The organism is Pseudomonas sp. TE6288 (assembly GCF_054062095.1).
Genome location: NZ_JBSSEW010000011.1, coordinates 181,254 through 194,032, shown reverse-complemented (window position 1 = coordinate 194,032; position 12,779 = coordinate 181,254). Strand labels below are relative to the sequence as shown.

At 65.2% G+C, this 12,779-nt stretch carries 11 protein-coding genes; 10 read left to right on the top strand and 1 reads right to left on the bottom strand.

What is annotated here, in order from left to right; translation table 11 throughout:
- The first annotated feature begins 20 nt into the window (after positions 1 to 20).
- On the top strand, positions 21 to 1,901 hold the full coding sequence (gene thiC, locus ACVWY1_RS13685) for a phosphomethylpyrimidine synthase ThiC (RefSeq protein WP_102682184.1): 1,881 nt from the start codon (positions 21 to 23) through the stop codon (positions 1,899 to 1,901).
- A 134-nt stretch (positions 1,902 to 2,035) separates the two neighbouring features.
- Positions 2,036 to 3,319, top strand: coding sequence for a putative hydroxymethylpyrimidine transporter CytX (gene cytX / locus ACVWY1_RS13680; RefSeq protein ID WP_139673882.1), 1,284 nt, complete (start codon positions 2,036 to 2,038; stop codon positions 3,317 to 3,319).
- Here cytX and ACVWY1_RS13675 read toward each other — a convergent pair.
- Positions 3,288 to 4,034, bottom strand: a complete 747-nt coding sequence (locus ACVWY1_RS13675; RefSeq protein WP_102682182.1) for an RsiV family protein — start codon at positions 4,032 to 4,034, stop codon at positions 3,288 to 3,290. The genes cytX and ACVWY1_RS13675 overlap by 32 nt on opposite strands.
- A 184-nt stretch (positions 4,035 to 4,218) precedes the next feature.
- On the opposite strand from ACVWY1_RS13675, the gene ACVWY1_RS13670 reads away from it, so the two are divergent.
- The 8 genes from ACVWY1_RS13670 (at position 4,219) to parC (ending at position 12,618) form a co-directional block, all read left to right on the top strand.
- Positions 4,219 to 4,836 carry an NUDIX domain-containing protein gene (locus ACVWY1_RS13670; RefSeq protein WP_139673876.1) on the top strand — a complete coding sequence of 206 codons (618 nt, stop codon included), beginning with the start codon at positions 4,219 to 4,221 and terminating at the stop codon, positions 4,834 to 4,836.
- Entirely contained in the window at positions 4,827 to 5,279 is a 453-nt protein-coding gene (locus ACVWY1_RS13665) for a DUF1249 domain-containing protein (protein ID WP_023630808.1), read from the top strand. The genes ACVWY1_RS13670 and ACVWY1_RS13665 overlap by 10 nt, the downstream gene beginning before the upstream one ends.
- Positions 5,280 to 5,364: 85 nt before the next feature.
- Positions 5,365 to 6,168, top strand: a complete 804-nt coding sequence (cpdA, locus tag ACVWY1_RS13660; RefSeq protein WP_258599756.1) for a 3',5'-cyclic-AMP phosphodiesterase — start codon at positions 5,365 to 5,367, stop codon at positions 6,166 to 6,168.
- A gap of 136 nt (positions 6,169 to 6,304) precedes the next feature.
- Complete coding sequence (locus ACVWY1_RS13655) at positions 6,305 to 6,913, top strand: YqiA/YcfP family alpha/beta fold hydrolase (protein WP_102682254.1); 609 nt, start codon at positions 6,305 to 6,307, stop codon at positions 6,911 to 6,913.
- A gap of 33 nt (positions 6,914 to 6,946) precedes the next feature.
- The gene (parE, locus tag ACVWY1_RS13650) at positions 6,947 to 8,851 is read left to right on the top strand and encodes a DNA topoisomerase IV subunit B (RefSeq protein WP_023630810.1); all 1,905 of its coding nucleotides are present in this window, start codon (positions 6,947 to 6,949) and stop codon (positions 8,849 to 8,851) included.
- A complete protein-coding gene (locus tag ACVWY1_RS13645; RefSeq protein WP_277502181.1) occupies positions 8,848 to 9,834 on the top strand; it encodes an esterase-like activity of phytase family protein in 987 nt (328 codons plus the stop codon). The genes parE and ACVWY1_RS13645 overlap by 4 nt, the downstream gene beginning before the upstream one ends.
- Positions 9,831 to 10,349, top strand: a complete 519-nt coding sequence (locus tag ACVWY1_RS13640) for a retropepsin-like aspartic protease family protein (RefSeq protein ID WP_277502180.1) — start codon at positions 9,831 to 9,833, stop codon at positions 10,347 to 10,349. Before ACVWY1_RS13645 ends, ACVWY1_RS13640 begins: the two co-directional genes overlap by 4 nt.
- Before the next feature lie 10 nt (positions 10,350 to 10,359).
- Entirely contained in the window at positions 10,360 to 12,618 is a 2,259-nt protein-coding gene (parC, locus tag ACVWY1_RS13635) for a DNA topoisomerase IV subunit A (protein ID WP_139673861.1), read from the top strand.
- The last annotated feature ends 161 nt before the right edge of the window (positions 12,619 to 12,779 follow it).

Here is a 12,779-nt window from a genome sequence, read left to right as displayed (position 1 = left end):
AGCTGTCTGGAGAGCCTGTGATGAGCAAACAAGAAAAAACGATCAGTCTGAGCGAGTCGGCCCAAGTCGACCAACAGTCCGTGCAACCGCTGCCCAACTCGCGCAAGGTCTATGTCGAAGGTTCGCGCCCCGACATCCGCGTGCCCATGCGCGAGATCAGCCTGCACGACACCCCCACCGACTTCGGCGGCGAAAAGAACGCCCCGGTGCTGGTGTATGACACCTCCGGCCCGTACACCGACCCCAATGTCATCATCGACGTGCGCAAGGGCCTGGGCGATGTGCGCTCGGCGTGGATCGACGCCCGTGGCGACACCGAGCGCCTGGGTGGCCTGAGCTCGAACTTCGGCCAGCAGCGCCTGAACGACGCCGAGCTGGCCAAGCTGCGCTTCGCCCACGTGCGTAACCCGCGCCGGGCCAAGGCCGGCGCCAACGTCACGCAGATGCACTACGCGCGCCAGGGCATCATCACCGCCGAGATGGAATACGTTGCCATCCGCGAGAACATGAAGCTGCAGGAAGCCCGCGCCGCCGGCCTGTTGAGCCAGCAGCACGCCGGCCACAGCTTCGGTGCCAGTATCCCGAAAGAGATCACCCCCGAGTTCGTGCGCGAAGAGATCGCCCGCGGTCGTGCGATCATCCCGGCCAACATCAACCACACCGAGCTGGAGCCGATGATCATCGGCCGCAACTTCCTGGTGAAGATCAACGGCAATATCGGCAACAGCGCCCTGGGTTCCTCCATCGAGGAAGAAGTGGCCAAGCTGACCTGGGGCATCCGCTGGGGTTCGGACACGGTCATGGACCTGTCAACCGGCAAGCACATCCATGAAACCCGCGAGTGGATCATCCGCAACTCGCCGGTGCCGATCGGTACCGTGCCGATCTACCAGGCCCTGGAAAAGGTCAATGGCGTTGCCGAGGACCTGACCTGGGAGTTGTTCCGCGACACCCTGATCGAACAGGCCGAGCAGGGCGTGGACTACTTCACCATCCACGCTGGCGTCTTGCTGCGTTATGTGCCGCTGACCGCCAAGCGCGTCACCGGCATCGTCAGCCGTGGCGGCTCGATCATGGCCAAGTGGTGCCTGGCGCACCACAAGGAAAACTTCCTGTACACGCACTTCGACGAGATCTGCGAAATCATGAAGGCCTACGACGTCAGCTTCTCGCTGGGCGATGGCCTGCGCCCGGGCTCGATCGCCGACGCCAACGACGCCGCGCAGTTCGGTGAGCTGGAAACCCTTGGCGAGCTGACCAAGATCGCCTGGAAGCACGACGTGCAGTGCATGATCGAGGGCCCCGGCCACGTGCCGATGCAGCTGATCAAGGAGAACATGGACAAGCAGCTCGAGTGCTGCGACGAGGCGCCGTTCTACACCCTCGGCCCACTGACCACCGATATCGCTCCGGGCTACGACCACATCACCTCCGGTATCGGTGCGGCGATGATCGGCTGGTTCGGCTGCGCCATGCTCTGCTACGTCACGCCCAAGGAGCACCTGGGCCTGCCGAACAAGGACGACGTCAAGACCGGCATCATCACCTACAAGATCGCCGCGCATGCCGCCGACCTTGCCAAGGGCCACCCGGGCGCGCAGATCCGTGACAACGCGCTGTCCAAGGCGCGTTTCGAGTTCCGTTGGGAAGACCAGTTCAACCTGGGCCTGGACCCGGACACCGCCCGTGCATTCCACGACGAGACGCTGCCCAAGGAGTCGGCCAAGGTCGCCCACTTCTGCTCGATGTGCGGGCCGAAGTTCTGCTCGATGAAGATCACCCAGGAAGTGCGTGAGTACGCGGCCAAGATCGAGACCGTCGACGTGACAGTCGAACAGGGCATGCGCGAGCAGGCCGAGCGGTTCCGCCAGGAAGGCAGCCAGTTGTACCAGAAAGTCTGAGTAGCAGACCCAGGCGGTGCGCGATGCGCACCGCATCGCTGGCAAGCCAGCTCCCACAGACTGCGATGCGGCCCCTGTGGGCGCTGGCTTGCCAGCGATGGGTTCACCCCAACTCTTCCGTCGAGCGCCCGAGCATGACCACTCCCAGCCACTTCTCCCCCGACCACCCGGTCCCCTCCCACCATCGCCAGTTCGGCGCCCGCGACCTGTTTTCGCTGTGGTTTTCCCTCGGCATCGGCCTGATGGTCCTGCAGGTCGGCAGCCTGTTGGCGCCGGGCCTGGGGCTGGCGGGCTCGATCCTGGCGATCACGCTGGGCACGGCGGTGGGGGTATTGCTGCTGGCCGCGGTGGGGGTGATCGGCAGTGATACCGGCCTGTCGGCCATGGCGACCCTGCGCCTCACGCTTGGTAGCCATGGCGCGCGCCTGCCGGCCTTGCTCAACCTGCTGCAACTGGTGGGCTGGGGTTCGTTCGAGATCATCGTCATGCGTGATGCCGCCAGCCTACTTGGCGCACGTGCGTTCGGCGAGGGCAGCGGCTGGAGCAGCCCGCTGCTGTGGACCTTGTGCTTTGGCGCACTGGCTACTCTGCTGGCGGTCAGCGGGCCGCTGGCGTTCGTGCGCAAGGTCTTGCGCAAATGGGGGATCTGGCTGCTGCTGGGCGCCTGCGCCTGGTTGACCTGGAACCTGTTCGCCAGGGCCGACCTGGCCCAGCTGTGGCGTCAGCCCGGTGATGGTTCGCTGTCCCTGGCCCTGGGTTTCGACATCGTGATCGCCATGCCGCTGTCGTGGCTGCCGCTGATCGCCGACTATTCACGCTTTGGCCAGCGCGCCAGCCGGGTGTTCGGCGGTACCGCGCTGGGCTTCTTCATTGGCAATGCCTGGCTGATGAGCCTGGGCGTGGCTTACACCTTGGCGTTCGCGCCCAGCGGTGAGGTGAATGCCCTGCTGTTGGCACTCGCCGGCGCTGGGCTGGGAATTCCGTTGCTGCTGATCCTGCTGGACGAGACGGAAAACGCCTTTGCCGATATCCACTCGGCGGCGGTGTCCACCGGCCTGCTGCTGAAAATGAAGGTCGAGCACCTGGCCTTGGCGATCGGCGTGCTGTGCACGCTGATCGCCTTGCTGGCGCCGCTGGCCCAGTACCAGAACTTCCTGTTGCTGATCGGCTCGGTGTTCGCGCCGCTGTTCGGCGTGGTGCTGGTGGATCACTTCGTGATTCGCCGCCGCCGCTTGCCGGCGTTGGTCGAGGGCTTGCACTGGCAGGCGCTACTGGCCTGGGGCGTGGGGGTGGCGGCCTATCACCTGATGGCCAGCCAGGCGCCTGAGCTGGGGGCGACCCTGCCGGCACTGTTGCTGGCAGGGGTACTGCACCTGTTGCTATCGCTCAGCCGCGGCCGGGAAACAGCTCGGGCTTGATCACGCCATTGAGGCGCGGGTAGGGGATCTTCAGCTCGACGTGGCCCATGGAGTAGGGGGCGATGGAGTAGACCTCGTACTTGATCACCACCGCGCCGTAGGTCAGGGCGATGTGCGGGGATTGCTTGAACGGCCAGGTCTTGACGAACTCGGGGTCCTTGTCCATGCCGGTGCTGATCAGCCAGGCGCGGTGGGACTCCTCGGCGGTTTTCCAGAAAGTCGCCTCCTGACCCGGCACAAGCATGTCGTCCAAGGTCAGCACCTTGTCCAGCTTGCGCGAATAGTTGATGAAGCCGCGTCCCGGCATGCCGTGGGCGCCGCCGCTGTCCAGGTAGCTGGACAGCTCGACGATCACCAGCCCGTCATGCTGCTCGCGTACCTTGGCTTGCAGGTAGCTGCTGTTGCGCTTGTCGGCGCGGGCCAGGTACTGCTGCTCGTAGGCTTGCAGCGAGGCCGGCGGGGTGCCGCGCTGGTTGTCCTCGGTCAACATCAGCAGGCGCTTCTCGACAATGCCGTCGAGCTTGGGCAGGGCCGGGAAGTGCACGACGTCGATGTTGACCAGCGGGCAGTCGCTTTCGCTGCAGCCGGGTTTTACGTGCTCCCAGGCCTCGCGCTTGACCTCGAGCGGGGCCCGGTAATTGGGCGTGAACAGGCTCTGGCAGGCGCCGAGCGCCAGTGCCAGGACGGCCACGGAAGTCAGTTTGACAAGCGTCATGTTGCCTCTTTCACAACGGTGATGATCGGCCTTGGACCGCCTGCGCGGCCTTCAGTTCGCCACTAAGCTAACAGAGAGTGACACGCCTGTCCCGGCTGCCCGAACGGTCAGCGGAAAGGGATGAAACCGGGCCGTGCGCAGAGTAGGATTGCGCGATGCGGTAAACGAGGCATGAGGAGTTTGCATGACGGACACGCACAATACAGTGCCTACCCAGGTCGAGATCGCTCGGCGGGAGCCGCTGTTCAAGGGCTTTTACAAGCTCGACAAGCTTTACCTGCGCCACGAACTGTTCGCCGGGGGCATGAGCCGCGAGTTCACCCGTGAACTGTTCGTACGCCATGACGCGGTCTGCGTGCTGCCCTACGATCCGCAGCGCGACGAAGTGGTGCTGATCGAGCAGTTTCGCGTTGGCGCCATGGGCAAGGTCGCCAATCCCTGGCTGATCGAAATGGTGGCCGGGCTGATCGACAAGGACGAGCAACCCGAGCAGGTCGCCCATCGCGAAGCGGAGGAAGAAGCAGGCCTGACTTTCTCGGCGCTGTGGCCGATGACCAAGTACTTCCCCTCGCCGGGCGGCAGCGACGAGTACGTCCACCTGTTCCTGGGCCGTTGCGTCAGCGAGGGTGCCGGAGGCCTGCATGGCCTGGAAGAGGAAAGCGAGGACATCCGCGTGCGCGTCTGGGCGTTCGAGGACGCCCTGCAGGCGGTGCGCGACGGGCGCATCTGCAACGCCGCCACGATCATCGGGTTGCAATGGCTGGCGCTGAACCGTGACGAAGTACGAGGTATGTGGAAGTGAACCTGCTGCGCGAGCGCTATCGAGTCGACCTGGTCGGGCTGCAGTCGGCCTGCGAGGCCAACTATGCCCGCCTGATGCGCCTGTTGCCCGACATGCGCACCACGCAGAGCTCGCGGCGCATCGGCATGACCCAGGGCGACCAGATGCTCGGCGTGCTGGTGCTTGAAGTGCTGCTGGCCTGCCCTTACACCACCACGCTCAAGGTGCGCCAGGAGCACAGCCTGCCCTGGCTGCCGGTGCCAGAGCTGGAAGTGCAGGTCTACCATGACGCGCGCATGGCCGAGGTGGTCAGTGCCGAGCATGCGCGTCGCCTGCGCAGCATCTACCCCTATCCCAACACGGCTATGCACCAGCCGGACGAGAAGGCCCAGCTCAATCTGTTCCTCGGTGAATGGCTGAGCCACTGCCTGGCCTGCGGCCACGAACTGGAAGCGGTGCGCTGAAATGTGATGCGCGTCGGTTTCGAGTATTTGCTCGAAAGCGATCCGCCGCCATAATCCGTGCTGAATCCGTTCGAGGAGACGGCCGTTGCCGCAACCACTATCATCCCCGTCACCTGTCCATGTGGTGCAACTGACCGATGCCCATCTGTTCGCCGACCCGGCGGGCACCTTGCTGGGCCTCAATACCCGCGCAAGCCTTGGGCACGTGGTCGGCCAGGTTCGCCGCGAACAACCGCGCATAGACCTGCTGCTGTGCACGGGCGATCTCTCCCAGGACGCCAGCAAAGCCTCCTACGCTGCTTTCCGTGAAATGACGGCGGTGTTCGGCGCCCCCTCGCGCTGGTTGCCAGGCAACCATGACGAAGCCCAGGTGATGCTAGCCGTGGCGCCGGAGCTGGTGCAGGCCGTGACCGACATTGGTCAATGGCGCATCGTCATGCTCGATTCGGCGGTGGTCGGCGCCACGTTCGGGTTGTTGGCGGACGATCAGCTGGCCATGCTGGACAAGGCACTGGACGATGCCGGCGAACGCCATTGCCTGGTGTGCTGCCACCACCAGCCGGTGGATATCGGTTGCGCCTGGATCAAGCCGATCGGTTTGCGCAATGCCGATGCACTGTTGCTGTGTATCAAGCGTTATCCACAGGTGAAAGCCTTGCTCTGGGGGCATATCCATCAGGAATGGGATGAACTGCATGATGGCGTCCGTTACCTCGCCACACCGTCGACCTGTATCCAGTTCGCGCCGCGCAGCGAGGACTTCAAGGTGAGCGAGGAGCAGCCGGGCTATCGCTGGCTGCGGCTGCATGACGACGGGCGGCTGGAGACCGGGGTGGAGCGGGCGTTCGATTTCGAGGTGAAGCTGGACTTCGACAGCCCCGGTTACTGATCGGGTCAGTGGTGAGAGGCGTGGGAGCGGGCACTGCCTGCATCGCCTTGGTTGAAGTATTTGTTGCGAAAATCCAGGCGCTGCGCCAATGCCCTTCGAACGCGCTACACTGCGCATCTTTGCGTCCGGGGGCAGCATGTCGGGTTCCATCCTCTATATCCATGGCTTCAACAGCTCGCCGCTGTCGAAGAAAGCCCGTCAGCTCGAGGCGGTGATGCAGCAGCTCGGACTGTCCGACCAACTGCGCGTCCCGGCCTTGCACCACCACCCGCGCCAGGCTATCGCCCAGCTGGAGGCAGCCATCGATGAGCTGGGTGCGCCGCTGCTGGTCGGCAGCTCCCTCGGCGGCTACTATGCCACCCATCTGGCCGAGCGCCACGGGCTCAAGGCCTTGCTGGTCAACCCGGCGGTCGCGCCGCATCGCCTGTTCGACGGCTACCTCGGCACCCAGCGCAACCTCTATACCGACGAAGCCTGGGAGCTGACCCACGATCATGTGGAAGCGCTGGCGGAACTGGAAGTGCCGCCCCCACAGGACGCCAGCCGCTATCAAGTGTGGTTGCAGACCGCCGATGAAACCCTGGACTATCGCCAGGCCGAGCGCTACTACCGCGCCTGTGCCCTGCGTGTCCAGGCCGGTGGCGACCACAGTTACCAGGGCTTCGCCGAACAGCTGCCGGCCCTGCTGGCGTTCGCCGGCATTGCCCGCGGGCAGTACGCGGCGCTGGACTTTTCTGTATTTTGACTTTTGCATTCACCAGACTGACGACGAGAACCCATGGCCAATCCCAGCGCTAGCGCCTATAACGCAGACGCCATCGAAGTCCTCTCGGGCCTTGACCCGGTCCGCAAGCGGCCGGGCATGTACACCGACACCAGCCGGCCCAACCACCTGGCCCAGGAAGTCATCGACAACAGCGTCGACGAAGCCCTGGCTGGCCACGCCCGGTCGGTGCAGGTCGTTCTGCACGCCGATCACTCGCTGGAAGTCAGCGACGATGGCCGCGGCATGCCGGTGGACATCCACCCCGAAGAGGGCGTTTCCGGTGTCGAGCTGATCCTTACCAAGCTGCACGCCGGCGGCAAGTTCTCCAACAAGAACTACCAGTTCTCCGGCGGCCTGCACGGCGTCGGCATCTCGGTGGTCAACGCCCTGTCGAGCCAGGTACGCGTACGCGTCAAGCGCGACGGCAACGAGTACCAGATGACCTTCGCCGACGGCTTCAAGGCCAGCGAGCTGGAGGTGGTCGGCACCGTCGGCAAGCGCAACACCGGCACCAGCGTGTACTTCAGCCCCGACCCGAAGTATTTCGATTCGCCGAAGTTCTCCATCAGCCGCCTCAAGCACGTGCTCAAGGCCAAGGCCGTATTGTGCCCGGGGCTGTCCATCAGCTTCGAGGACAAGGGCACCGGCGAGAAGGTCGAGTGGCACTACGAGGACGGTCTGCGCTCCTACCTGGTCGATTCGGTCAGCGAGTTCCAGCGCCTGCCCGACGAGCCGTTCTGCGGCAGCCTGGCGGGTAACAAGGAGGCCGTGGACTGGGCCCTGTTGTGGCTGCCGGAAGGTGGCGACAGCATCCAGGAAAGCTACGTCAACCTGATCCCCACCGCCCAGGGCGGCACCCACGTCAACGGCCTGCGCCAGGGCCTGCTGGACGCCATGCGCGAGTTCTGCGAGTTCCGCAACCTGCTGCCGCGCGGAGTCAAGCTTGCCCCCGAGGACGTCTGGGAGCGCATCAGCTTCGTGTTGTCGATGAAGATGCAGGAACCGCAGTTCTCCGGCCAGACCAAGGAGCGCCTGTCGTCCCGCGAGGCGGCCGCTTTCGTCTCTGGCGTGGTCAAGGACGCCTTCAGCCTGTGGCTCAATGCCCATCCCGAACTGGGCATGCAACTGGCGGAACTGGCCATCAGCAATGCTGGCCGGCGCCTGAAGGCGAGCAAGAAGGTCGAGCGCAAGCGCATTACCCAGGGGCCGGCGTTGCCCGGCAAGCTGGCTGATTGTGCCGGCCAGGACCCGATGCGCGCCGAGTTGTTCCTGGTCGAGGGTGACTCGGCAGGGGGCTCGGCCAAGCAGGCGCGGGACAAGGAGTTCCAGGCCATCCTGCCGCTGCGCGGCAAGATCCTCAACACCTGGGAGGTCGATGGCGGTGAAGTCCTGGCCAGCCAGGAAGTGCACAACATCGCCGTGGCCATCGGCGTAGACCCGGGCGCAGCCGACCTTTCGCAGCTGCGCTACGGCAAGGTCTGCATCCTCGCCGACGCCGACTCCGACGGCCTGCACATCGCCACACTGCTGTGCGCGCTGTTCGTCCAGCATTTCCGCCCGCTGGTCGAGGCCGGGCACGTCTACGTGGCCATGCCGCCGCTGTACCGCATCGACCTGGGCAAGGAGATCTACTACGCCCTGGACGAAGCCGAGCGCGACGGCATTCTCGACCGCCTGGTCGCCGAGAAAAAGCGCGGCAAGCCGCAGGTCACCCGATTCAAGGGCCTGGGCGAGATGAACCCGCCGCAACTGCGCGAAACTACCATGGACCCGAACACCCGGCGCCTGGTCCAGTTGACCCTGGACGATGTGCAGGGCACCACCGAGATCATGGACATGCTGCTGGCCAAGAAGCGTGCGGGCGATCGCAAGAGCTGGCTGGAGACCAAAGGCAACCTGGCCGAGGTCCTGGTTTGATTCGTCCGTTGCTCCTGGCCTGCCTGGCGTTATTCGCCCTGCAGGCCCAGGCCGGCGACTGGCCGCAGCTCAAGCTCAGCGTCGAGCATGTGGTCGATGGCATGCGCGGCGGCAACCTGTCGGGCCTGGCTTGGTGCCGTGGGGCGCTGTGGGCGGTGTCCGACCGCGATGACGACCGTATCTACCGCCTGGACCAGGATGAGGCGACCTGGCAGGCCCTGCCGCAGACTTTCACCCCGCCCCCCGCGCCCGATACCGGCCTGCCCTGGGGGCTCAAGTCGCGCAACTGGGCGGCGTCCTACATCCGCGGCGGCGAGCTGGATTTCGAGGGCATCACCTGCGATCAGGCCGGCAACCTCTACATCGTCAGCGAGGCCCACGCCGCCGTGCTGCAGTTGCCCGTGGACGGTGAGCCGGACTGGCTGAAAATCGACCAGGCCATGGTGCGCCAAGCGCGGGCCAGCGGCATGTTGCTGCATTTCAACGCACTGTTCGAGGGGCTGGCGATCAACCCGGCGGGCGATCGCCTGTGGCTGGCCGCCGAGCGCGAGCGCCGTGGCCTGCTCGCGGTGCAGCGCCAGCAATCGGTGTGGACCTGCGGGCGCGGCTGCGTACTGCTCAGCGAGGCGGGTGTCGAGATGCAGCCGCCGCAATTCCCCGAGGCACGCCCGGTATCACGTGACTTTGCCGACCTGGCCTGGTTCGAAGGCAAGCTGTTCACCCTCGAGCGCAATGCCTACCGCATTTGCCGACGGGATGCCGACACGGGCGCCGTGGAGCGCTGCTGGTCGTTCGCCGCCGAGGCCCTGATGGAGTCGCGGCGCTACTCGCAGCCTTACGGCCTGGCTGAGGCGCTGGTGATCGACAAGGGCGGTGCCTGGATCGGCGTGGACAACAATGACCGCCCGCGGGTGGATGGTGAAACACGGCCGATCGTCTGGCGCTTTGACGCGCCGCAGGGCGGCTGGAGCGCCAAGCCATGAGCCAGCCACCGGGCAAGCGCGCGGGCAGGGTGTTGATGATTGTCGCCTGGGCGGCGGCGATGTTCCTCGCCACGCGTTTTTTCGGCCAGTGGGAAGAACGTCAGCAGAATCCCAACAGCGTGGTGCAGAGCGAGCAGGGCGATGGCTTCGTCGAGGTGCGCCTGCTGAGCAACGGCCAGGGCCATTTCGTCGCCGATGGCGCGATCAATGGGCGACCGGTGCATTTCATGCTCGACACCGGCGCCACTGACGTGGCGATCCCCGAGGCACTGGCCCGCGATCTGGACCTGGCGCGTGGCGCCGCGGTGCAGTTGAGCACCGCCAATGGCCGTACCCAAGGCTACCGCACGCGGCTCGACAGCCTGCAACTGGGCGATATCCACCTGCGCGACGTACGCGCGCTGGTGGTGCCCGGCCTGGATGGCCAGGGTGTGCTGCTGGGCATGAGTGCCCTGAAACAACTTGAATTTACCCAGCGCGGCGGCACCATGCTGCTGCGCCAGAACCTGAAATGACGAGGCCCGCATGAGCGACTCACTCGAACTCAGTCTCGACGGCGTCGAACGCCGTTCCCTGGCTGACTTCACCGAACAGGCCTACCTCAACTACTCCATGTACGTGATCATGGACCGCGCCCTGCCGCACATCGGCGACGGCCTCAAGCCGGTCCAGCGACGCATCGTCTATGCCATGAGCGAGTTGGGGCTCGATGCCGACTCCAAGCACAAGAAATCGGCGCGTACCGTCGGTGACGTGCTCGGCAAGTTCCACCCCCACGGCGACTCGGCGTGCTACGAGGCCATGGTGCTGATGGCCCAGCCGTTCAGCTACCGCTACACCCTGGTCGACGGCCAGGGCAACTGGGGTGCGCCGGACGATCCGAAGTCGTTCGCCGCCATGCGTTACACCGAGGCGCGCCTGTCGCGCTACTCCGAGGTGCTGCTCACCGAATTGGGCCAGGGCACCGTCGACTGGGTACCGAACTTCGACGGCACCTTGCAGGAGCCGGCCGTGCTGCCCGCGCGTCTGCCGAACATCCTGCTCAACGGCACCACCGGCATCGCCGTGGGCATGGCCACCGACGTGCCGCCGCACAACCTGCGCGAAGTGGCCAGCGCCTGCGTGCGACTGCTCGACGAGCCCAAGGCCACTATCGAGCAGCTTTGCGAGCATATCCAGGGCCCGGACTACCCGACTGAAGCCGAGATCGTCACCCCGCGCGCCGACATCCAGAAGATCTACGAGAGCGGCAAAGGCTCGATCCGCATGCGCGCGGTGTACCGCATCGAGGATGGCGACATCGTCGTCACCGCGCTGCCGCACCAGGTTTCCGGGGCCAAGGTGCTCGAGCAGATCGCCGCGCAGATGCAGGCCAAGAAGCTGCCGATGGTCGCCGACCTGCGCGACGAGTCGGATCACGAGAACCCGTGCCGCATCGTGATCATCCCGCGCTCGAACCGCGTGGATGCCGCCGAACTCATGCAGCACCTGTTCGCCACCACCGATCTGGAAAGCACCTACCGGGTCAACGTCAATATCATTGGCCTCGACGGCCGCCCGCAGCTGAAGAACCTGCGGGCGTTGCTGCTGGAGTGGCTGGAGTACCGCATCGGTACCGTGCGGCGTCGCCTACAGCATCGCCTGGACAAGGTCGAGAAGCGCTTGCACCTGTTGGAAGGCTTGCTCACCGCGTTCCTCAACCTGGATGAAGTGATCCACATCATCCGCACCGAGGAGCATCCCAAGCAGGCCCTGATCGCCCGCTTCGACCTGACCGAGATCCAGGCCGACTACATCCTCGAGACCCGCCTGCGTCAACTGGCGCGTCTGGAAGAGATGAAGATCCGCGGCGAGCAGGACGAGCTGCTCAAGGAACAGAAGCAACTGCAAGCGCTGCTGGGCAGCGACACCAAGCTGCGCAAGCTGGTGCGCAGCGAGCTGATCAAGGACGCCGAGACCTACGGCGACGACCGCCGCTCGCCGATCGTCGAGCGCGCCGAGGCCAAGGCCCTGTCGGAAAACGAACTGATGCCGACCGAGCCGGTTACCGTGGTGCTGTCGGAGAAGGGCTGGGTGCGCTGCGCCAAGGGCCACGATATCGATGCCACGGGGCTTTCGTACAAGGCTGGCGACGGCTTCAAGGCCGCCGCCGCCGGACGTTCCAATCAGTTTGCCGTGCTCATCGACTCCACCGGTCGCAGCTACTCGTTGGCCGCCCATAGTCTGCCGTCGGCCCGTGGCCAGGGCGAGCCGTTGACCGGCCGCCTGACCCCGCCACCGGGCGCCACCTTCGAATGCGTGCTGCTGCCGGAAGACGATGCCTTGTACGTCGTGGCTTCCGACGCCGGCTACGGCTTCGTGGTCAAGGGCGAGGACCTGCAGGCCAAGAACAAGGCCGGCAAGGGCCTGCTCAGCCTGCCCAACGGCGCCAAGGTGATGACCCCGCGCCCGGTGACCGATCGTGAGCAGGACTGGCTCGCCGCGGTGACCACCGAGGGCCGTCTGCTGGTGTTCAAGGTGGCCGACCTGCCGCAGCTGGGTAAAGGCAAGGGCAACAAGATCATCGGCGTGCCGGGTGACCGGGTGGCCAGCCGCGAGGAATACGTGACCGATCTTGCGGTGATCAGCGAGGGCTCCACCCTTGTATTGCAAGCTGGCAAGCGTACCCTTTCGCTCAAGCCCGATGATCTCGAGCACTACAAAGGCGAGCGGGGGCGCCGTGGTAGCAAATTGCCACGTGGTTTCCAGCGCGTCGACGGGCTGCTGGTAGAAACCCCCGCGTGAATGGATGGGCTGTCTGTTGCGGCGTTTTCAACGCCGCTTCGGGCGGAAATGCTGGAGTCGGGCGGCTATTTCGCGGATGATAGTGCCCTCGTTGGCGCCGGCGTGGCCGAGTGCCCGGATGAATCTACATGAGTATCACTGCGGTCAGTCTGGTGACGACC